19 protein-coding genes are annotated in these 19,147 nt (G+C 71.7%); 14 read left to right on the top strand and 5 right to left on the bottom strand.

Annotation, left to right across the window (positions count from 1 at the left end; translation table 11 throughout):
• Positions 1-62: 62 nt before the first annotated feature.
• The 4 genes from AB0N68_RS04365 to AB0N68_RS04350 form a co-directional block, all read right to left on the bottom strand.
• The gene (locus AB0N68_RS04365; RefSeq protein WP_187663027.1) at positions 63-434 is read right to left on the bottom strand and encodes a roadblock/LC7 domain-containing protein; all 372 of its coding nucleotides are present in this window, start codon (positions 432-434) and stop codon (positions 63-65) included.
• A 110-nt stretch (positions 435-544) separates the two neighbouring features.
• Positions 545-1,258: a purine-nucleoside phosphorylase gene (deoD, locus tag AB0N68_RS04360; protein ID WP_187663028.1), complete on the bottom strand. Its 714-nt coding sequence runs from the start codon at positions 1,256-1,258 to the stop codon at positions 545-547.
• A gap of 13 nt (positions 1,259-1,271) precedes the next feature.
• Positions 1,272-1,931 carry a DNA alkylation repair protein gene (locus tag AB0N68_RS04355; protein ID WP_292794062.1) on the bottom strand — a complete coding sequence of 220 codons (660 nt, stop codon included), beginning with the start codon at positions 1,929-1,931 and terminating at the stop codon, positions 1,272-1,274.
• A 101-nt stretch (positions 1,932-2,032) separates the two neighbouring features.
• Positions 2,033-3,070, bottom strand: coding sequence for an FUSC family protein (locus AB0N68_RS04350; protein WP_259951919.1), 1,038 nt, complete (start codon positions 3,068-3,070; stop codon positions 2,033-2,035).
• 101 nt (positions 3,071-3,171) lie between these two features.
• Here AB0N68_RS04350 and AB0N68_RS04345 point away from each other — a divergent pair, with 101 nt between their 5' ends.
• The 13 genes from AB0N68_RS04345 (at position 3,172) to AB0N68_RS04285 (ending at position 17,489) form a co-directional block, all read left to right on the top strand.
• The gene (locus AB0N68_RS04345; protein WP_292794056.1) at positions 3,172-3,627 is read left to right on the top strand and encodes an SRPBCC family protein; all 456 of its coding nucleotides are present in this window, start codon (positions 3,172-3,174) and stop codon (positions 3,625-3,627) included.
• A gap of 94 nt (positions 3,628-3,721) precedes the next feature.
• Positions 3,722-4,810, top strand: a complete 1,089-nt coding sequence (locus AB0N68_RS04340; RefSeq protein WP_292794053.1) for a DUF998 domain-containing protein — start codon at positions 3,722-3,724, stop codon at positions 4,808-4,810.
• 132 nt (positions 4,811-4,942) lie between these two features.
• On the top strand, positions 4,943-5,161 hold the full coding sequence (locus tag AB0N68_RS04335; protein ID WP_292794050.1) for a hypothetical protein: 219 nt from the start codon (positions 4,943-4,945) through the stop codon (positions 5,159-5,161).
• 65 nt (positions 5,162-5,226) lie between these two features.
• A complete protein-coding gene (locus tag AB0N68_RS04330; protein ID WP_292794047.1) occupies positions 5,227-8,091 on the top strand; it encodes a helix-turn-helix transcriptional regulator in 2,865 nt (954 codons plus the stop codon).
• A 73-nt stretch (positions 8,092-8,164) separates the two neighbouring features.
• On the top strand, positions 8,165-8,368 hold the full coding sequence (locus AB0N68_RS04325) for a cold-shock protein (RefSeq protein ID WP_025104028.1): 204 nt from the start codon (positions 8,165-8,167) through the stop codon (positions 8,366-8,368).
• Positions 8,369-8,602: 234 nt separating this feature from the next.
• Positions 8,603-9,628 (top strand): iron-siderophore ABC transporter substrate-binding protein, encoded by a 1,026-nt coding sequence (locus tag AB0N68_RS04320; protein WP_292794044.1) that lies wholly within the window; start codon positions 8,603-8,605, stop codon positions 9,626-9,628.
• A 32-nt stretch (positions 9,629-9,660) separates the two neighbouring features.
• Complete coding sequence (locus AB0N68_RS04315; RefSeq protein WP_268777417.1) at positions 9,661-10,704, top strand: FecCD family ABC transporter permease; 1,044 nt, start codon at positions 9,661-9,663, stop codon at positions 10,702-10,704.
• Complete coding sequence (locus AB0N68_RS04310) at positions 10,701-11,774, top strand: FecCD family ABC transporter permease (protein WP_259954919.1); 1,074 nt, start codon at positions 10,701-10,703, stop codon at positions 11,772-11,774. The genes AB0N68_RS04315 and AB0N68_RS04310 overlap by 4 nt, the downstream gene beginning before the upstream one ends.
• A complete protein-coding gene (locus tag AB0N68_RS04305; protein ID WP_136051913.1) occupies positions 11,771-12,571 on the top strand; it encodes an ABC transporter ATP-binding protein in 801 nt (266 codons plus the stop codon). The genes AB0N68_RS04310 and AB0N68_RS04305 overlap by 4 nt, the downstream gene beginning before the upstream one ends.
• Complete coding sequence (locus AB0N68_RS04300; RefSeq protein WP_313366514.1) at positions 12,561-13,517, top strand: siderophore-interacting protein; 957 nt, start codon at positions 12,561-12,563, stop codon at positions 13,515-13,517. The genes AB0N68_RS04305 and AB0N68_RS04300 overlap by 11 nt, the downstream gene beginning before the upstream one ends.
• Position 13,518: 1 nt before the next feature.
• Entirely contained in the window at positions 13,519-14,358 is an 840-nt protein-coding gene (locus tag AB0N68_RS04295; RefSeq protein ID WP_259954923.1) for an ABC transporter ATP-binding protein, read from the top strand.
• A 24-nt stretch (positions 14,359-14,382) separates the two neighbouring features.
• Complete coding sequence (locus AB0N68_RS04290; protein ID WP_187663039.1) at positions 14,383-15,414, top strand: ABC transporter substrate-binding protein; 1,032 nt, start codon at positions 14,383-14,385, stop codon at positions 15,412-15,414.
• Positions 15,411-17,489 carry an iron ABC transporter permease gene (locus tag AB0N68_RS04285; protein WP_363332179.1) on the top strand — a complete coding sequence of 693 codons (2,079 nt, stop codon included), beginning with the start codon at positions 15,411-15,413 and terminating at the stop codon, positions 17,487-17,489. The genes AB0N68_RS04290 and AB0N68_RS04285 overlap by 4 nt, the downstream gene beginning before the upstream one ends.
• A gap of 70 nt (positions 17,490-17,559) precedes the next feature.
• Here AB0N68_RS04285 and AB0N68_RS04280 read toward each other — a convergent pair whose 3' ends face one another.
• The gene (locus AB0N68_RS04280; RefSeq protein ID WP_268777412.1) at positions 17,560-18,402 is read right to left on the bottom strand and encodes an alpha/beta fold hydrolase; all 843 of its coding nucleotides are present in this window, start codon (positions 18,400-18,402) and stop codon (positions 17,560-17,562) included.
• A 95-nt stretch (positions 18,403-18,497) separates the two neighbouring features.
• Here AB0N68_RS04280 and AB0N68_RS04275 point away from each other — a divergent pair, with 95 nt between their 5' ends.
• Positions 18,498-19,064, top strand: coding sequence for a TetR/AcrR family transcriptional regulator (locus AB0N68_RS04275; protein ID WP_187663042.1), 567 nt, complete (start codon positions 18,498-18,500; stop codon positions 19,062-19,064).
• The last annotated feature ends 83 nt before the right edge of the window (positions 19,065-19,147 follow it).

The following is a 19,147-nucleotide window of genomic DNA, read 5'->3' as shown; positions in this document are numbered from 1 at the left end:
CTCCCCGGGACCGGTCTTTCGCTGTCGCCCTCTCCCGAGGCCGCTCCCCACGGCCTCATGGATCACGCGCCGAGGGCGGCGACCCGGCGGTTCACCGAGGAGCGCAGCAGGGCGAGGTTCGTGGCCTGCCGATCGGCGGCCAGGTAGATGAACAGATCGTCGTCGAGCATCTTGAGCAGGTGCAGCTGCGTGTTCAGCGTCAGCAGCATGTCCTCGAGCTCGCCATCGATGCCGAGGGCATCGATCGTGCGCTTCTTGTTCTTCACGATCTCGCTGTTGAACGCGCTCGCGACCTCGAGGTCGAAGTCCGGACGGACGGAGCTCGAGGCGAGCGGCAGCCCTGATTCCAGGTCGACGATCGACGCCCCGATGAATCCGTTGATGTCGCGCTCGATGTCCGCCAGAAGCGTGTTGAGCTGATCTTGCGTGGCCATGGTTCTCCCCAGTCGTCTTCATCGCGCGCAGCAGCGACCGCCCTGTGCGGTCGTCCCCGGCGCCGCGCGACCTGTGAAGTGTATAACGTTACTCGACGAGGGGGCCAGTCTCAGACCGAGGTCGCTGCGCGGAGGGCGATGCGGACCATGTCGCCGAACGTCTGCTCGCGCTCCTGGGCCGTGGTCTCCTCGCCGGTGACGATGTGGTCGCTGACCGTGCAGATCGCGAGGGCGCGGCGCCCGTGGAACGCGGCGAGCGTGTAGAGCCCTGCCGCCTCCATCTCGACGCCGAGGATGCCGTGCCGCACGAAGGGCTCCGTGAGCTCCGGCCGGGTGCTGTAGAACTGGTCGCTCGAGAACAGCGGCCCCACGTGCACCGTGGACGACACCGGCTCCGACTCGCTCGCCTCCACCGCCGCGCGCAGCAGGGCGAAGTCGGCGAGCGGGGCGTAGTCGAGGCCGTGGAAGCGTACGCGGTTGATCCCGGAGTCGGTGCTCGCGCCGTTGGCGATGATGATGTCGCGGACCGCGAGCTTCTCGGTCAGCGCGCCGCAGGATCCGACCCGGACGATCGTCTGCACGTCGTACTCCGTGAACAGTTCCGTCGCGTAGATCGCCATCGACGGCTGCCCCATCCCCGAGCCCTGGACGGAGACCCGATGCCCCTCCCAGGTGCCGGTGAAGCCCAGCATGCCGCGCGTCTCCGAGTACAGCTCGGCGTCGTCGAGGAAGGTCTCGGCGATCCACTTCGCCCGCAGCGGATCGCCGGGGAACAGGACGACGGGGGCGATCTGACCGGGTTCCGCGGCGATGTGGGTGCTCATCCGCTCAGCGTACTCAGCCCTCGCGACGCCGGACGATCTCCCCGATCCAGAGGGGCGCGAAGGGCGAGGTGCAGCCGGGGGCGGTGGGGTAGTCGGCCAACACCTGGAGCCGTTCTCCGATCTCCACCGCCCGTCCCCGCAGGTCCGGATGGAAGATGCCGATGTTCGCGAGGGTCTCGTTCATGGCCCACTGCAGGCGCGGCGGGGCCTGCTGCAGGTCGCGGTCGATCAGGTCGAGCAGGTGCGGCAGGTCGAGACCGTCGGCGTCCTTCGTCACCCGGACCGTCGTCAGCGACCACGCGGCGGACGCGACGGTGGGATCCGCGTCGTCGAACCAGCGCCGGCGCAGCTCCTCGGCGAGGGGCGACTTCTTGAGCACGTAGTTCACGAACCAGTCGTTCACCTTGGGGGGCCTCGTCTCGCGCAGCATCGTGTCGAGCTCGTCGGCGGTGAAGTCGGCCGGACGGCACACGAGCAGGGCCAGAAGCCGGGCGGACGTCTCGCCGGTCGCCCACAGCTCCCGCGCCAGGGCCTGGTCCGTCTTGATGCGCTTCGCGAGGGCGCGCATGCGGCTCAGGTTGATGCCGTGGTCGTCGCCGCGCTTCTCGTTCGCCGCGCGCTGCTTCGGGTCCTCCAGTGCCGCGAGCTCCGCCAGCGCCTCCTCGACTGTCATCCCGCCAGGGTAACCCCGCCGACCCACCCCTTTCGGTGCGTCCCGGCCCGTTGCGAACGCACAGAGGGGGCCGGGAGGTGCGAAAGGGGGTGGGTCGGTACTCAGTCTTCGTCAAGGAGCTCGCCGCGGATGCGACGGAGGTCTTCCATGAGGGAGCCGATGAGGATCCAGTGCTGCGAGGACGGCGGACGGATCACGAGCGGAGCGGTCAGCGCGGGGATGGCGGAGGTCAGCGGTTCGGGCTCTGCGGCGGGAGCCGTGGTCTGCACCGCGAGACGCACGTCGTGCCCGGCCCGGCGGAGCTGCTCGGCGATCGCGGCCACCGCGGGCTCCTCGCCGAGCCGGTCGTCGTAGTGGTCGAAGTAGGCCCGCGTCATGCCGATGGTCTGCGTGACGATGGGCGAGAGCCGGTCGAGCAGCGCCCTCAGCTCCTGCAGGTCGGCGCGGTGGGTCGAGCGCCGGGGGTTCAGCGTGAGCGACTCCTCCCCGGCGGCGATCGCGGCTTCGGCGGCGTCCTTCATGGGTCGCAGCAGCCGCACCTCGAGCATGAGCTCCTGCAGCCGCGCCGGAGTCTGCGGGGCGGGCAGGGCGTCCGCGAGACGGTCGAGGCTCGCGGCGAGCTCCCGTCCGAGCAGCCCCACATCCCGCCGCGCCGGCTCGACGAGCACCGGCGGCACGATCAGCGCATTCACGACGATGCCGATCACCACCCCGATGAGGGTCTCCCCGATCCGGGCGATCGCGTACTCCGGACTCGACGACCCGAGCGCCAGCACGAGCATCGCCGAGATCGCGACCTGGTTGCCGGTGCCGGGGGACGCCCGGAAGATCCATGCCACGAGCATCGCGACGACGATCGCGAGCAGCACGATCCAGCTCGGCGAGCCGAGGAGCAGGCCGAGGCCGACGGCGATCACCACGCCGACGATCACGCCGATGCTGCGCTCCAGCGCCTTCGACAGCGACTGGTTGACGCTGGGCTGCACCACCAGCAGCGCGGCGATCGCGGCGAACACCGGCAGCTGCCCGGGGAAGACCAAGCCCGCGATCAGCCACGCGGCGATGGTCGCCGCGGCCGACTTCACCACCTGCAGCAGGGGGGAGCGCTGGGAGGCGCGGATCGCGGCGGGGATGCGCATGACCTCCACGGTAGTCGCGCCGATGTCAACCCCATCGCCGATCTGGCCCGCAGCAGGCTGAATGGAAGCACACGAACGACGAACAAGTGAGGAGCATCCCCATGGTGCAGATCATCGAGACCATCGACGTCGACGTTCCCGTCCGCACGGCGTACAACCAGTGGACGCAGTTCGAGAGCTTCCCGAAGTTCCTCGACGAGGTCGTCTCCATCACGCAGATCGACGCGACCCGCACGCACTGGAAGGTGAACGTGGGGGGCGCGGAGCGTGAGTTCGACGCCGAGATCACCGAGCAGCACCCGGATGAGCGCGTCGCGTGGAACAGCGTCGGCGGCGAGACCGAGCACGCGGGCGTCGTGACGTTCCACAAGATCGACGAGAACACCACGCGTGTGACCGTCCAGCTCGACTGGGCGCCGGAGGGACTCCTGGAGAAGGTCGGTGCCCTGGTCGGCGCCGGATCCCACGCGGTGAAGAAGGACCTGAAGAACTTCAAGGAGTTCATCGAGGGCCGTGGCGTCGAGACCGGCGCCTGGCGCGGTGACGTGGACGCCTGACGCATCCTCTTCGAGGCCCGGACCGCTGCGCGCGGCCCGGGCCTCGTCGCGTGTGAGGGCTGCGGGCGTCGGAGGGGCGTGCTTGCATGGGCGCATGGACACGAGGGAGCGTCTGCGCGGCGAGGGGCGTGCCGTGCTCGCGACCGTGGTCTGCTTCGTCGGGGGAGCTCTCGCCGGGGCGCTGCTCCTCGCCGGCCCGCCGCGGCCGCTGACGGGTGAGGGAGGACTGGCGCTGCCCGCTGCGGGGGTCGCCGGCAGTGTCGCGGCCCTGGCCTTCGTCGTCAGCACTCTCCTGCACCGTCGCGATGAGCCAGCCGCGATGCCGCGCTGGCAACGGGTCGTGTCGCGCCTCTCGGCCGCCGCCCTCACCGTCGCGTTCGGGGCGGTGACGGCGATGGGCGTGCTGCTCACGGCCGAGGTGCTCGCGGCGGGCCTGCGCGGCCTCGCGCTCGGAGCCATCGGCGGCGGGCTGCTCACGGGGGTCGCGGCCGCGGTCGGCGGACGACTCGCCTTCGGTGCGGGAATCGGGCTCCGGACCGCGGACCTCGCCGGGCTCCTGTTCGGGTTCCTCGTGATCGGCACGCTGTTCGCGATGGTGACCGCCGTCGACCCCCGGTGGTGGGAGGAGAACTTCTCGCAGCTCGGGGTGGGGTGGGCGTTCAACGGCACCCTCGTCGTCGCCGGGCTGCTGGTCGCCACCGTCGGCTCGTACATCGGTCGCGATCTGCATCGGCTGCTCGGGGACCACGCGCTGTCCCGGATCGCGACCGTGGTCGTGCTGTGGGCGGCGGCCGGGCTCGCTCTCGCCGCGGTCGGGCTCCTGCCGCTGTATCGAGCCCCCGTGCCGCACGACATCGCAGCCGTCGCGGCGCTGCTCCTCTTCCTCGGGGCTGCCGCGGCGACGACTTTGATCGTCCCCGGTCGGCCCCTGGCCCTCGTGGTGACCTCCGTCGCCGTCGGGGTGCTCGTGGTCGGGGCCGTGCTGCTGTGGTGGCCGCTCCGCTTCTTCCCGGTGACCGCGGTGGAGGCGGTCGTCGTCGGGCTCGGACTGCTGTGGATGACGACGCTCGTGCGGGTGCTCGCGATCGTCGTGCCGGAGGGGGCTCGTCCGTCCACGCGGCGCTCGCTCTGGGAGGGCAGGCGTTCGCGCGGGCTCAGGCGGGTGGGTGGACCAGGAGCCTGATGCGGCGCGGGGGCCTGCGTCGGCGTAGGGAGGTGGGCGGGAAGAGGGCGCGGAAGATAGGGCATCCGTCCGATGTCGAGGGGGCACCTCAGAGCGGAGTGTAGGGATACACCGAACCGTCGAGGAGACATCATGTTCGAGCACCCCTCCCTCATCCATCAGGTCACCGTCTTCGAGCAGGAGCAGATCGAGCGCGCGGTCGCCCGGCGCCGGATGCTCATCGAGCACGCGGACCAGATCGTGCCGCGTCCTGCGGGTCCGCTGCGCCGGCTGCTGCGCCTCGGACGCGGGCGAGCGTCGGCGCCGCAGGCTCCGTGCACTGCGGCGTGCGACCCGGCCGTCGCCCGATGACGGACGGCGTCGTCCTGTCCTTCCCCGGCCCTCCGGATGTCCGCGGGCAGTGGCACGATGGGTCCATGGCCCCAGCCCCCACCGCCGCGATGGTCGGGCGTGATGCCGAGCTCGCCGGGATGCGCCGCCTGTTCGACGGCGTGCGCCAGGGTGTGCCCGCCGCGCTGCTCGTGGAGGGCGAGGCGGGGATCGGCAAGTCCCGGCTGGTGCGGGAGTTCAGCGCCGAGATCGCGACCGCGGCCGACGTGCACGGGGGCTGGTGCCTCGACCTCGGCACCTCGCGCGCCCCGTTCGGCCCGCTCGCCGGCATCCTCCGCTCGCTCGTGGAGCGGCTGGGCGCGGAGCGTGTGCGCGAGGCGGTCGGCGTGGGCGTCGAGGCTCTCGGCATGCTGCTGCCCGAGCTCGTCGACGCTCCCGCCGCTCGCGACCGCACCAGCCCCGAACGCCTGCGCGACGCGATCGCCTCCCTCATCGAGGCCGCCACGGAGCTGGCGCCGCAGGTCATCGTCGTCGAAGACCTGCACTGGGCCGACGACTCGACCCTCGCGATCCTCTCCTTCCTGCTGCGCACGCTCGACCGTGGCCGCCTCCTGCTGCTCATCACCTGCCGCACCGACGATGTGCGCCGAGGCGACGCGGTGAGCCGGTTCATCGGCGAGGCCACGAGGGCGCGGCTGCTCGAACGGATGACCGTGCCGCGCCTCGACGACCATGCGGTCGGCGAGCTGGTCGCACAGATCACGGGACGCGCGCCGACCGCGACGGCGCTGGAGCGGCTGCAGGTGCGCGCGGAGGGCGTCCCCTTCTTCGTCGAGGAGATCGCCGGGTGCGCCCAGGGCCCCCTGCCGGAGAGCCTGCGCGACCTGCTGCTCGCCCGCTTCGACCGCCTCGGCGACGACGCGCGCCGGGTGGTGCAGGTGATGTCCGGCGCCGAGCGGCCGCTCACGGATCCGCTGCTGCTGCGCCTCGTCGACCTTCCGGAGGATCGTGTCGAAGACGCCGTCCGTGAGGCCGTGCGCAGCGGCATCATCGTCGTCGGCGAGGACGACTACCGGTTCCGCCACGCTCTGCTGCGGGAGGCCGTGCACGGCGACCTGCTCCCCGGCGAGAGGGCGCGGCTGCACCGGGCCTACGCCGAGGCGTTGGAGGAGGGCGGGGGCGACGACGCGGCGGCGTCGGCCTACCACTGGCAGCTCGCGCAGGACGATCGTCGTGCGATCGCGGCCGCCGCCGACGCCATGCGGCAGGCGAAGGCCCAGTACGCCTTCGCCAGCGCGGCGCGGTTCGGGGAGCTCGTCCTCGAGCTCTGGCCGCTCGTGCCGGACGCGGCGGAGGCGACGGGCTTCGCGCGTCTCGACCTCCTCCACGTGCTCGGGTCGGTCCTGCGCAACGCCGGCGACGGGGAGCGCGCGCTCGCGGTCGCCAACGTCGCGCTGAGCGAGGTCGACGCGGCGACGGTCGACCCGCGACTGCACGCCCGGCTGCTGCGCAACAAGGCGCTGTACCTCGTCAACCTCGGGCGTCTCGGAGCCGTCCCGTTGCTTCAGGAGGCGCTGGCGCTCGCCGAGCGGGTCGACGACGACGTGTTCCGTGCGGAACTGCTGAATCAGCTCGCGAGTCGTCGCATGATCGCGGGTGACCGGGAGGAGGCCATCCGCCTCGCCGACGAGGCGGAGCGCCGGGCGGCGGGCGCCGCGACGACGGACCAGCTCTCGATCGCCGCGAACGTCCGTGGCGGGTCGCTGGCGCACCTCGGACGGGTCGCGGAGGGGGTGCGCGAGTACCGACGGGCACGCGACCTCGCCGCCGGATCGACGGCCGAGATGCGTTACCGCGTCAACTACTCCGACCTGCTGACGCTGCTGGGCCGCTATCGGGAGGCGGTCGCCGTCGCGGAGGAGGGTCTGCGTCGGGCCCGTGAGCTCCGCGTCGAGCGCACCTCGGGCTCGATCATGGCGCAGAACATGATCGTGCCGCTGCTGGAGCTCGGGGAGATCGACCAGGTCGAGGACATGCTGGCCCGCGATTTCCTGCAGGGCACGCTGCGCGTGTTCCGGATGTACGTGAGCATGACCCGGGTGCGGGTGCTCGCCTGGCGGGGCCGGGCCGCGGAGGCCGCGGAGACCCTGCGGGAGTGGCTGCCGGCGTTCGAGGAGACGGGGGTCTCGGAGCGGCAGATCTGGTACGACCGGATCACGATGCAGGTCGCCGTCGCCGAGAGTCAGGGCGACCTCCGCGGAGCGCTCGACGTGATCCTGGCGATGCTGGAGGACGAGCGTCCGGCGTTGCTGCATCAGCGGCGGCTGCTCCTGGAGGCGGGGGCCCTCGTGACGGCGCTGCGTGCGGGCGGCGCGGACGTCGAGGCGGCGGTCGCGGCGGTGCGGACGGCGTGGGAGGTACAGCCGCCGGAACTCCAGGACGACGCGTGGTCGACGGTGCTGCACGCCCTGCTCGAACCGGAGCCGGCGGTGGTCGACGAGGCGCTGGTGTGTGCGGACGGGGACGACGTTCCGGTGACGTTCCGGGTGGTGCTCCGGCTCGAGCGGGCCCGGCTGCACGTCGCCGCCGGGGAGCGCGCCGAGGCGGCTGCCGTGCTGGCCACGGCGACGGCGATCGCCGAGCGACTCGGCCACGTGCCGCTGCAGAAGGCACTGACACGGTTCGGCGATGCGTCCGGGGTGCGTCCGACCGCACCCCGCGAGGCCGACGCGGAGCAGCTGACGGCCAGGGAGCGGCAGGTACTCGCCCTGATCGCTGAGGGCCTGAGCAACCGCCAGATCGGGGAGCGCCTGTTCATCAGTGTGAAGACCGTCAGCGTGCACGTCTCGGCGGTGCTGCGCAAACTCGGTGTCAGCACGCGCACCGAGGCGGCACTCGCCCATCGCACGGCCGAAGAGGCGGCATCCGGTCAGTCGGCCGTGGTAGCGTGACCGAGCATGCATGTCGGATCATCGGCATGATGCAGGCCGCGCGAGCGGCCGGTCAACAGAAAGTAGAAAACACATGGCCACTGGCACTGTGAAATGGTTCAACGCAGAGAAGGGCTTCGGCTTCATCGCTCCCGATGACGGCACCGAAGACCTCTTCGCCCACTACTCGGCTATCGCCGGCTCCGGTTTCAAGGAGCTCCGCGAGAACCAGAAGGTCGAATTCGACGCTGAGCGTGGCCCCAAGGGCATGCAGGCGGCGAACATCCGCGCTCTCTGAGCGTGCGCTGACTTCCTGAAGCCGGCCGGATCCGTACGGGTCCGGCCGGCTTTTTCGTTGCCCCGACACCTTCGAATCGCCCACTTTGCGGCATCCGGGCGCCGGATGGGACAAGGTGAGCGATTCGAAACGGGAGTGAGGCAGTCCTAACCTCCGTGTTAGATTAGGCGAGGCTTACCAAAGGCCGGACGCTCTCGCGTCGACACCCCATCTCCCATCCCGAAGGGAACGCCTGTGCGCACCTCTCGACTTCTCGCCCTCGGCGCGGCCGCCGCGCTCGCCGTGACGCTCTCCGCCTGCTCGTCCTCCGCGCCGGAGTCGACCGCGTCCGCCGGGAGCAACCCGGCCTCTGACGACGCGTTCCCCGTCACCATCGAGCACGTCTACGGCGAGACGACCATCGACGAGAAGCCCGAGCGCGTGGCCACCATCGCGTGGGCGAACCACGAGGTGCCGCTGGCCCTCGGCATCGTCCCGGTCGGCATGAGCAAGGCCACCTGGGGCGACGACGACGACAACGGCATCCTCCCCTGGGTGGAGGAGAAGCTCGACGAGCTCGGGGGCGAGACCCCGGTGCTCTTCGACGAGACCGACGGCATCGACTACGAGGCCGTGGCCGACACCGAGCCCGACGTCATCCTCGCCGCCTACTCCGGCCTCACGCAGGAGGAGTACGACACGCTCTCCAAGATCGCCCCGGTCGTCGCCTACCCCGACGTCGCGTGGGGCACGTCCGTCGACGACATGGTCGAGATGAACTCCAAGGCCCTGGGGCTCGAGGCTGAGGGCGAGGCCCTGATCGAGGACCTGCACGCCGACGCCGACGCCGCCCTCGCGGCCAACAGCGCGCTCGAGGGCAAGAAGGTCATCTTCGCGTTCTTCGACCCGAGTGACCTGAGCGTCATCACCTACTACACCGCGGCCGACACGCGCCCCGGCTACCTGCACGATCTCGGCCTGCCGTTCCCCGCCATCGTGGAGGAGAACAAGGACAGCGAGCAGTTCTACCTCGAGGTGAGCGCCGAGGAGGCGCAGAAGTTCGACGACGTCGACGTGCTCGTGACCTACGGCGACGACTCCACCCTCGCCACGCTGCAGGCCGACCCGCTGCTGTCGAAGATCCCGGCCATCGCGGAGGGCCGCGTCGCCATCCTTCCCGACGCCACGCCCATCGCCGCGTCGGCGAACCCGTCCGCGCTGTCGATCCCGTGGGGTCTCGAGGACTACCTGGCCATCCTCGCCGCGCCGCTCGCGAAGTAAGCTCCGCGTCCGCCCCCCAGCGGAGAGTCGTCGTGATCTCAGCACCCGTCCTCGCGCCGGACGCCGCCACCCTGCGGCGTCCGGCGGTGGTGCGCACCCTCTGGCTGCTCGCCGGGGTCGGTGTGATCCTCGTGCTCGTCGTGCTCTCGGTGTCGTTCGGGGTGCGGGCGGTCACCCTCGACGACATCCTCGCGGCGCTCTCCGGGCAGTCGGACACGATCGCTCAGGCCGCGGTCGTCAAGCGCATCCCCCGCACGGTGCTCGCGCTCCTCGTGGGGGCGGCCCTCGCCCTCGCGGGAGCGACGATGCAGGCCGTCACCCGCAACCCCGTCGCCGACCCCGGCATCCTGGGGGTCTCGAACGGCGCCTCGTTCGCGGTCGTCCTCGGCATCGCGTTCTTAGGGCTCAGCAATCCCTACGGGCAGATGGCCTTCGCGATCGTCGGCGCCGCGGCGGCCGCCGTGTTCGTCTACACCGTCGGCTCCCTCGGCCGTGGCGGGGCCACCCCGCTCAAGCTGGCCCTCGCGGGGGCGGCGACCTCCGCCGCGTTCGCCTCGCTCATCAGCGCGGTCATGCTGCCGCGGGTCGACCTGCTCCAGACGTTCCAGTCGTGGCAGATAGGCGGCGTCGGCGGGGCGGAGTGGCCGCGGATCGCGATCACCGCCCCGGTCCTCGCGGTCGGCGCCCTCATCTGCTTCCTGTCTGCACGCGGCATGAACTCCCTCGCCCTCGGTGACGACATGGCCAAGGGGCTCGGCGAGCACGTGCTGCGCACCCGGATGCTGTCGGCCCTCGGTGCGGTCATCCTGGCCGGCGCGGCGACGGCGATCGCAGGGCCGATCGGGTTCGTCGGGCTCATCGTCCCCCACATGTGCCGGATGCTCGTGGGTACAGACCACCGCTGGCTGCTGCCGTTCTCGGCCCTCGCCGGCGCCGCGCTGCTCACCGCGAGCGACATCGTCGGACGCGTGATCTCGCCGTCGTCCGAGGAGATCCAGGTGGGTATCATCACGGCGATCATCGGGGCGCCGTTCTTCATCTGGATCGTCCGCCGACAGAAGGTGCGGGAGCTGTGAGCACGACCGAGCACACCCTCGTCCGCGGCGACGAGTCCGCCGCCGCCCGCACCGCGCGTGTCATCGCCGGCCGCCGGGCACGCCACCGCCGTCATGCCGTGGTCACCGTCGCGCTCGGGGCCGTCGTGGTCGTGCTCTTCACGGTGGCGCTCATGGTCGGCAACACGTTCTACCCGCTCGACGAGGTCGTCCGCGTGATCCTCGGCGAGACGGTGCCCGGTGCGTCGTTCACCGTCGGCGACCTGCGCCTGCCGCGCGCCGTCCTCGCCGTCCTCACCGGCCTCGCGTTCGGCATGGCGGGCGTGACGTTCCAGACCATGCTGCGCAACCCACTCGCCTCGCCGGACATCATCGGCATCTCGAACGGGGCCGGTGCCGCCGCGGTGTTCGGCATCGTCGTGCTCTCGCTCAACGGCCCCGCCGTCTCGCTCCTCGCGCTCGTCGGCGCCCTCGTCACCGCGCTGGCGATCTACCTCCTCGCCATCAAGGGCGGCTTCGCGGGCACCCGCCTCATCCTCATCGGGATCGGCGTCGCGGCGATGCTGCAGAGCGTCATCTCCTACCTGCTGTCCCGGGCCGCGAACTGGGACATCCAGACCGCGATGCAGTGGCTCACCGGCAGCCTCAACAACGCGTCGTGGGAGCGGGTGCTGCCGATGGCGATCGCCGCCGCGATCCTCGTGCCGCTGCTGCTCTCGCAGGGCCGGGCGCTGGGCACGCTCCAGCTCGGAGACGACTCCGCCGCGGGGCTCGGCGTGCGGGTCACCGCCACGCGCCTCGTCTTCATCCTCGGCGCCGTGGCCCTCCTCGCCTTCGCGACCGCCGCCACCGGGCCGATCGCCTTCGTCGCGTTCATGGCCGGACCCATCGCCGCGCGGCTCACCGGTCCCGGTGCCACGCTGCTGCTGCCCAGCGGCCTCGTCGGCGCGGTGCTCGTGCTCGGCGGCGACCTCATCGCCCAGTTCGCGCTCGGCGCGCGGTACCCGGTCGGCGTGGTCACCGGCGTCGTCGGCGCGCCGTACCTCATCTACCTGCTCATCCGCACCAACCGCACCGGAGGCTCGCTGTGACCGCCGCCCACCGCCTGTCCGCCGAAGGGGTCACCCTCTCCTACGGCGACCGCACCGTGGTCGAGGGCCTCGACCTGCAGATCGCGCCGGGGAAGATCACCACGATCGTCGGCGCCAACGGCTGCGGCAAGTCGACGCTGCTGCGCGCCCTCGCCCGCCTGTTGTCGCCGGGGGACGGGGAGGTCGTGCTCGACGGGAAGTCCATCCACGCCCGCCCCACGAAGGAGGTCGCGCGCATCCTCGGCCTGCTGCCGCAGTCGCCCGTGGCCCCCGAGGGCATCGCCGTCGCCGACCTCGTCGGTCGCGGACGTCATCCCCACCAGCGGGCGCTGTCGCGGTGGAGCGCGCACGACTACGAGGTCGTCGCCGACGCCCTGGACGCGACCGGGATCAGCGACCTCGCCGACCGCAGCGTGGACGAGCTCTCCGGCGGTCAGAGGCAGCGCGTCTGGATCGCGATGGCCCTCGCGCAGGAGACCGACATCCTGCTGCTGGACGAGCCGACGACGTTCCTCGACGTCGCCCACCAGGTCGAGGTGCTCGACCTGCTCACCGACCTCAGCGTCGCGCGCGGCACCACGATCGTCATGGTGCTGCACGACCTCAACCTCGCGGCGCGCTACGCCGACGAGCTGGTCGCCATGAAGGACGGTCGCGTGCACGCGATCGGCGCCCCGCAGGAGATCGTCACCGCCGAACTCGTGCAGGAGGTCTTCGGCCTCCCCAACCAGATCACCATCGACCCGGTCTCCGGCAAGCCGATGGTCACCCCCATCGGAAGGCATCATGTCCGCTGAATCCACCACGACCGAGCGCCCGACCTACATCCTCACCCGCGCCGAGGTGCGCGGCGTCGACCGCGTCTCCCCGTCGTTCGTGCGGGTGACGCTCGGCGGCGAGGAGCTCAGCGAGCTGGGGACGCCGGGGGAGGTGTACGACAGCCGGGTCAAGCTCGTCTTCCCGCCCGCGTCCGGCGTGCTCGCCGAGATCGACCGGTCGACGTACGACTGGTGGGGCTCGTACCTGTCCGTCCCGGAGGAGGAGCGCGGCTCGATGCGCACCTACTCCGTGCGCGAGCTGCGGGTCGCCGACGACGGCCGCACCGAGGTCGACATCGACTTCGTGCTGCACCTGGAGCCGGGGCTCACCGGTCCGGCCTCGCGGTGGGCGAGCACCGCCGCGGTGGGTCAGGAGCTGTGGCTGGTCGGCCCGCGCCGCGGCGTCGTCGCGCACGGCGGGGCGGAGTACGCGCCGGGGGCGGCGACCTCAGTGGTCCTCGTCGGGGATGAGACCGCGGCCCCCGCCATCGCCCGCATCCTGGAGGACGCCCCGCGCGACCTCCGCGGCGTCGCCTTCATCGAGGTGCCGTCGCCCGCCGACGTGCTCGCGATCGACGTGCCGGCCGGGGTCGACGTGCACTGGCTCCCGCGCGACATCGGCGAGCCGCACGGCCTTCGCCTCATCCCCGCGGTGCTCGAGTATCTGGGGGATGACGACGCCGGGGACGAGATCCGGGTCACCGACATCGAGGGGGAGGACCTCCTGTGGGAGACCCCCGAGTACTCGAGCCTGGGGGAGGAGATCCCCCGTGAGGACGACCGCGCCGGCCGCTACTTCTGGATCGCGGGCGAGAGCGGTGTCGTGACGACGCTGCGTCGGCACCTCGTGAAGGACCTCGGCGTCGATCGCGCGCAGGTCGCCTTCATGGGCTACTGGCGCCGCGGCGTCGCGATGCGGGGCTGAGATGACCGAGGCCATCGATCGCCACAGCCTGGAGGGGGAGTCCCTCGTCCTCGGCTACGGCCGCACCCGGGTCGTGCACGACGTATCCCTGCGCCTCGCGCCGGGCCGGGTGACCACGCTGATCGGACCGAACGGCAGCGGCAAGTCGACCGTCCTCCGCGCTCTCGCGCGGCTGCACCGCATCGAGGCGGGGACCGTGCGCGTCGGCGGCGCGGAGTCGCGCGACGCCGCCGCCCTCTCCGCCAAGGAGTTCGCGAAGACCGTCGCGATGCTGTCGCAGTCCCGGCCGCACCCGTCCGGGATCGAGGTCTCCGACGTCGTCGCCTACGGCCGCCACCCGCACCGCGGACGGTTCTCCGGCGTGAGCGACGCCGACCGAGCGGCCGTGGCGCGCGCCCTCGCCCTCACCGGCCTCTCCGCCATGGCCGCCCGTCCGGTCGACCAGCTCTCCGGCGGCGAGCTGCAGCGCGTCTGGCTGGCGACCGCACTCGCCCAGGACACCGGGGTGCTGCTGCTCGACGAGCCGACCAACCACCTCGACCTGCGCTACCAGGTGGAGACCCTCGACCTGGTGCGGGAGCTCGCCGACGACCACGGCACCGCGCTCGGCGTCGTGCTGCACGACCTCGACCACGCCGCCTCGGTCGCCGACGACGTCGTGCTGATGCACCGCGGCCGGGTCCACGCGGCGGGGGCGCCCGCCGAAGTGCTCACCGGCGAGAACCTCTCGCACGTGTACGGCCTGCGCATCGACACCGCCCTCGACGAGGAGACCGGGCTGGTGCGGGTGCGTCCGCGCGGTCGCCACCACGGTCGCCTCCGCGCCCCCTCCGCCTCCTGATCCCGACCCCTGAAGGAACCACCGATGAAGAAGACCTCCCTCGCCGTGCTCGCCCTCGGCGGCGCCCTCACCCTCGCGCTCGCCGGCTGCGGCACCACGCAGACGCCGTCCGCCGAGGGATCGGACGCCCCGACCTCGACGAGCGCGGGCTGCACGGACGACACCACGAGCACCTCGACCGGGGCGGTCTCCGTCACCGACGACCTCGGCCGCACGGTCGAGCTCGACACGCCGGCCGAGCGGATCGCGGTGCTCGAGTGGCAGCAGATCGAGGACGCCCTGTCGCTGTGCGTGACGCCGGTCGCGGTGGCCGACGCCGAGGGGTACAGCACCTGGGTCACCGCGGAGGAGCTGCCGGAGGGCGTCGTCGACGTGGGCACCCGCCAGGAGCCGAACCTGGAGACGCTGTTCGGCACCGACCCCGACCTCGTGATCGTCGAGGTCAGTGCCGCGGACGACCCCATCGTCGCGCAGCTCGAGGCCTACGACGTGCCCGTGCTCGCGACGATCGGCGCCGATGCGAAGGACCCGATCGCCAAGATGCTGAACACCTTCGACCTCATCGCCCAGGTCACCGGCCGCGGGGAGCGGGCCGACGTCGTCACCGAGGAGTTCCAGGAGCACCTCGACACCGCGAAGGCCGAGCTCGCCGACCGCGACCTCGCCACCACCGACTTCGTGTTCTTCGACGGCTGGGTCGACGGCGGCAACGTGGCGCTGCGTCCGTTCGGCCAGGGCTCGCTCGTCGGCGAGGTGGGCGAGGAGCTCGGGCTGACGAACGCCTGGACCGGCGAGGTCGACCCCGTGTACGGCCTCGGGCAGACCGATGTCGAGGGCATGACGACGGTCGGCGACGCGAACCTGTTCTACACCGGCACCGCGGACCCGGATTCCGAGAGCTTCGTCGACGCCCTCGCGGACAACCCCGCGTGGACCTCGCTCCCCGCGGTGGCGGAGGACCGCCTGACCGCGTTCCCGGCAGGTATCTGGACCTTCGGCGGCCCGCGCTCGACCGCGCAGATCATCGACGGCTACCTCGAGGTGCTCTCGAAGTGACGGAGACCCTCCGCCTCGACGACGCGACGGCGACCGCGGAGCCTGACGCCCCGGCGTCCGCCGTCCGCGTGGGGGCGGAGGGTCGGAAGCCCGCGGTGTGGACGGGCGTCGGCGTGCTCGTCGCTCTCGCCGTCGTGCTGGTGGCGGTCGCCTGCTGGCACCTCACGCAGGGCACGAGCGGCGCGGTGTTCGCTGACGCCGACGTCCTCTGGGGATCGCGGGTGCCGCGGCTCGCCGCCGGCGTCGCGGTGGGCGTGGCCCTCGGCGTCGCCGGCATCCTGCTGCAGTCCCTCGCCCGCAATGCCCTCGCGTCACCCGACACGCTCGGCGTGACCGCCGGGGCCTGCCTCGCCGTCACGGCGCTCGCCGCGTTCGGGATCGCCGTGCCGGTGTGGGCCTCCGGGGCGGTGGCGTTCGCGGGCGGCATCGTCGCCGCGGGCATCGTGCTCGGACTCGCCGGAGGGGCGGGGTCGTCCACGACCCGCCTCATCCTCGCGGGCTCTGCGCTGGCGCTCGCCTTCCAGGCCGCGACCTCGACCCTGCTCATCCTGTTCGACGAGGAGACCAAGGGACTGCTCGCCTGGGGGAGCGGGAGCCTGTCGCAGCTCGGACTCACCGCGTTCCTGCAGGCGGCTCCGGTCGTCGTGGTCGTCACGGTGCTGGCCCTCGTGCTCGCGCGGCGCCTCGACATCCTGTCCCTGGGCGACGACACCGCCTCGTCGCTCGGCGTGCCGATCCGGTCGACCAGGACCATCGGGATCCTCCTCGCGGTCACCCTCACGGCGGTCGCGGTGACGCTCGCCGGGCCGATGGGCTTCGTCGGGCTGTGTGCGCCGGTGCTCGCGCGGCTGCTGACGCGGGTGGTGCCAAGCCTGAACCGCCATCTGCTGCTGATCCCCGCGTCGGGGCTCCTCGGCGCCCTCGTCGTCATCCTCTCCGACGCCCTCCTGCGCGCGCTGATCGGCGCGGAGGCCGCGATCCTCATCCCGACCGGCGTCGCGACGACGCTGCTGGGCGCGATCGTGCTCGTGCTCATGGCCCGACGCCTCCGCGACGCCGGTCCCACGCGCGAGCCTCCGCGGGTGCGCTTCGGGGTGCGCAGCCGCCTGCGCTTCCGGATCACCCTCGCCCTCGTCGCCCTCGGCGTGGTCGGGGTGCTGCTGCTCGGATTGCTCGCCGGGCACACCTGGCTGCTCACCGGCGACATCGCGCTATGGCTGCAGGGGCAGGCTCCCGCGCCCATCGCCTTCGCCCTCGACGAGCGCGCGCCGCGGATCGTGGCCGCCGTGGTCGCCGGCGCCGCGCTCGCGCTCTCCGGCGCCGTGATCCAGGGGGTGAGCCGCAACCCGCTCGCCGACCCGGGCATCCTCGGCGTCACCGGCGGCGGCGGGCTCGGCGCGGTGCTGGTGATCACGAGCATCACGTCGTCGACGGGCGGGATGATCGCGGGAGCCGTCACCGGCTCGCTGCTCGCCTTCGCCCTCGTCTACCTGCTGTCGTGGCGGGGCGGCCTGAACGCGGACCGTTTCCTGCTCATCGGCATCGGGGTCTCGTACTTCACGGTCTCCCTCACGACCTTCTTCCTACTGCGCTCGAACCCGTGGGACACCCCGAAGATCTACACCTGGCTCTCCGGCACGACGTACGGGCGGGTGTGGGAGCAGGTCATCCCGCTGGCGATCGTCCTCGTGATCGCGGTGCCGTTCGTGGTGATGAGTCGCCGGGAGCTCGACGTGCTGTCGCTCGATGAGGACACCCCGCGACTGGTCGGCATCCGGCTGGAGCCCGTCCGGTTGACGCTGCTGCTGGTGGCGGCCGTCCTCGCGGCGCTGAGCGTGACGGCGATCGGGGTCATCGGCTTCGTGGGGCTCGTGGCGCCGCACGCGGCGCGGGCCCTGGTGGGCGCGCGGCACTCGCGAGTGATCCCGACGGCGGTGCTCCTCGGCGGGCTGCTCGTGGGCATCGCGGACACGATCGGCCGGACGGTGATCGCCCCCGCGCAGCTTTCGGCGGGTCTCGTGGTCGCGCTGATCGGTGCCCCGTACTTCGTCTGGCTGCTCTGGCGCTCCCGCTGACCCGCTTCGAATCGCCCGAATGGCCCCATCTCCAGAGGAAGTGGGGCCATTCGGGCGATTCGAACGAGGGTTACCGGGCCAGGAACTGCGTCAGGGCGGCGTTGACCTCGTCGGCGTGGGTCCAGAGGAGGCCGTGCGGGGCGCCCTCGACCTCGACGTACTCGGCCTCGGGGACGGCCTGGTGGAAGCGGCGGGCGGTCGCGTCGATCGGCAGGATGTTGTCCTTGGTGCCGTGCAGGATCAGCGTGGGCTTGGCAGCGGCGGCCACGGCCTTCACGTCGTCGCGGAAGTCCTCGATCCAGGTCGGGACCACGGCGTAGGCGGCGACCGGGGCGCTGGTGACGGAGAGGTTCCAGTTCGCGTCGACGACCTGCTGGCTGATGCGCGTGCCGAGGTTCTCGTCGAGGTTGTAGAAGTCCTTGTAGAACTGGGTGAACCACGCGTAGCGGTCGCCCTTGGCGGCGGCCTCGATCCCGTCGAAGACCCCCTGCGGCACGCCCTCGGGGTTGTCGTCGCGCTGCACGAGGAAGGGCTCGAGCGACGCGAGGAAGGCGAGCTTCGCGACGCGCTCGTGGCCGTAGCGGCCGACGTAGCGGGCGAGCTCGCCGGTGCCCATGGAGAAGCCGACGAGCACGACGTCGCGGAGGTCGAGGGTCTCGAGCACGGTGTTCAGATCGGCGGCGAAGGTGTCGTAGTCGTAGCCGGAGCCGACCTTGGAGGACTGTCCGAAGCCGCGGCGGTCGTAGGTGATGACGCGGTACCCCTGGGCGAGGAGCTCGCGGGTCTGGCGCTCCCAGCTGTGCCCGTTGAGCGGGTAGCCGTGGATCAGCACGACGGGCTGACCGCTGCCCTGGTCTTCGTAGTAGAGCTCGATCGGGGTGGTGTTCTCGGTGCCGACGGTGATGTAACCCATGATGTGTTCCTTCCGATGCCGGTGAGAACGATCGTTCTCGCCTGATGTGATCAATCTAGAGAACGTTCGTTCTCATGTCAAGTAGACTTCTGGACATGACCGAAGACGAGGCGCGCGAACGCATCCTCTCCGCCGCGGAGGAGCTCTACTACCGCAAGGGCTATGCAGCGGTCGGCATGGACGAGCTCCGGTCCGCCGCCGGGGTGTCGCTGCGGCGCCTCTATTCGCTGTTTCCGGCGAAGACGGACATCGTCGCGGCGGTGCTGACGCGGAAGCACGCCGAGTGGGAGCAGGGGCTCACCGCCGCCGTGGCGCAGAGCGGCGACGACCCGCGCGCCCGCCTCCTCGCGGTCTACGGCTACCTGGAGGACTGGTTCTGCAGCGACGGGTTCCGGGGCTGCGCCTTCATCAACGCGTTCGGCGAGCTCGGGGGCACGAGTCCCGAGGTCGCCGGCATCGTCCGCGCGCACAAGGCGTCGTTCCAGCAGTACATGGCGGAGCTCGTCGCGGCGACCGGCGCCCCGGTGGGCCTGGCCGCCCAGCTCTCGCTCCTCGCCGAGGGGGCGCAGAGCACGGCGGCGATCGGTGCGGACCCGGAGGCCGCCGTGCACGCGCGCCGCGCCGCCGAGGTCCTGATCGACGCCGCCCTCGCTCCGGCCTGACGCCTCCACTCGCTAACCTGGTTAGCGAAACGAAGGCGCACTGTCAAGGCCACTCCCTTCCGCCCCCTCCCCGCGTAGGGTGC

The organism is Microbacterium meiriae, from assembly GCF_040685015.1.
In the GTDB taxonomy this organism is placed as follows: Bacteria; Actinomycetota; Actinomycetes; order Actinomycetales; family Microbacteriaceae; genus Microbacterium; species Microbacterium meiriae.
The sequence above is the reverse complement of the archived record's forward strand: the minus strand, read 5'-3'. Positions and strand labels throughout refer to the sequence as shown.

What these genes read in the sequence shown, in the direction of transcription:
- AB0N68_RS04355 (WP_292794062.1), bottom strand. Translation starts at nt 1,931, where the DNA reads ATGACAGTCGAGGAGGCGCTGGCGGAGCTCGCGGCACTGGAGGACCCG.
- AB0N68_RS04330 (WP_292794047.1), top strand. Translation starts at nt 5,227, where the DNA reads ATGGCCCCAGCCCCCACCGCCGCGATGGTCGGGCGTGATGCCGAGCTC.
- AB0N68_RS04325 (WP_025104028.1), top strand. Translation starts at nt 8,165, where the DNA reads ATGGCCACTGGCACTGTGAAATGGTTCAACGCAGAGAAGGGCTTCGGC.
- AB0N68_RS04290 (WP_187663039.1), top strand. Translation starts at nt 14,383, where the DNA reads ATGAAGAAGACCTCCCTCGCCGTGCTCGCCCTCGGCGGCGCCCTCACC.
- deoD (WP_187663028.1), bottom strand. Translation starts at nt 1,258, where the DNA reads ATGAGCACCCACATCGCCGCGGAACCCGGTCAGATCGCCCCCGTCGTC.
- AB0N68_RS04275 (WP_187663042.1), top strand. Translation starts at nt 18,498, where the DNA reads ATGACCGAAGACGAGGCGCGCGAACGCATCCTCTCCGCCGCGGAGGAG.
- AB0N68_RS04300 (WP_313366514.1), top strand. Translation starts at nt 12,561, where the DNA reads ATGTCCGCTGAATCCACCACGACCGAGCGCCCGACCTACATCCTCACC.
- AB0N68_RS04295 (WP_259954923.1), top strand. Translation starts at nt 13,519, where the DNA reads ATGACCGAGGCCATCGATCGCCACAGCCTGGAGGGGGAGTCCCTCGTC.
- AB0N68_RS04280 (WP_268777412.1), bottom strand. Translation starts at nt 18,402, where the DNA reads ATGGGTTACATCACCGTCGGCACCGAGAACACCACCCCGATCGAGCTC.
- AB0N68_RS04350 (WP_259951919.1), bottom strand. Translation starts at nt 3,070, where the DNA reads ATGCGCATCCCCGCCGCGATCCGCGCCTCCCAGCGCTCCCCCCTGCTG.
- AB0N68_RS04365 (WP_187663027.1), bottom strand. Translation starts at nt 434, where the DNA reads ATGGCCACGCAAGATCAGCTCAACACGCTTCTGGCGGACATCGAGCGC.
- AB0N68_RS04345 (WP_292794056.1), top strand. Translation starts at nt 3,172, where the DNA reads ATGGTGCAGATCATCGAGACCATCGACGTCGACGTTCCCGTCCGCACG.
- AB0N68_RS04335 (WP_292794050.1), top strand. Translation starts at nt 4,943, where the DNA reads ATGTTCGAGCACCCCTCCCTCATCCATCAGGTCACCGTCTTCGAGCAG.
- AB0N68_RS04340 (WP_292794053.1), top strand. Translation starts at nt 3,722, where the DNA reads ATGGACACGAGGGAGCGTCTGCGCGGCGAGGGGCGTGCCGTGCTCGCG.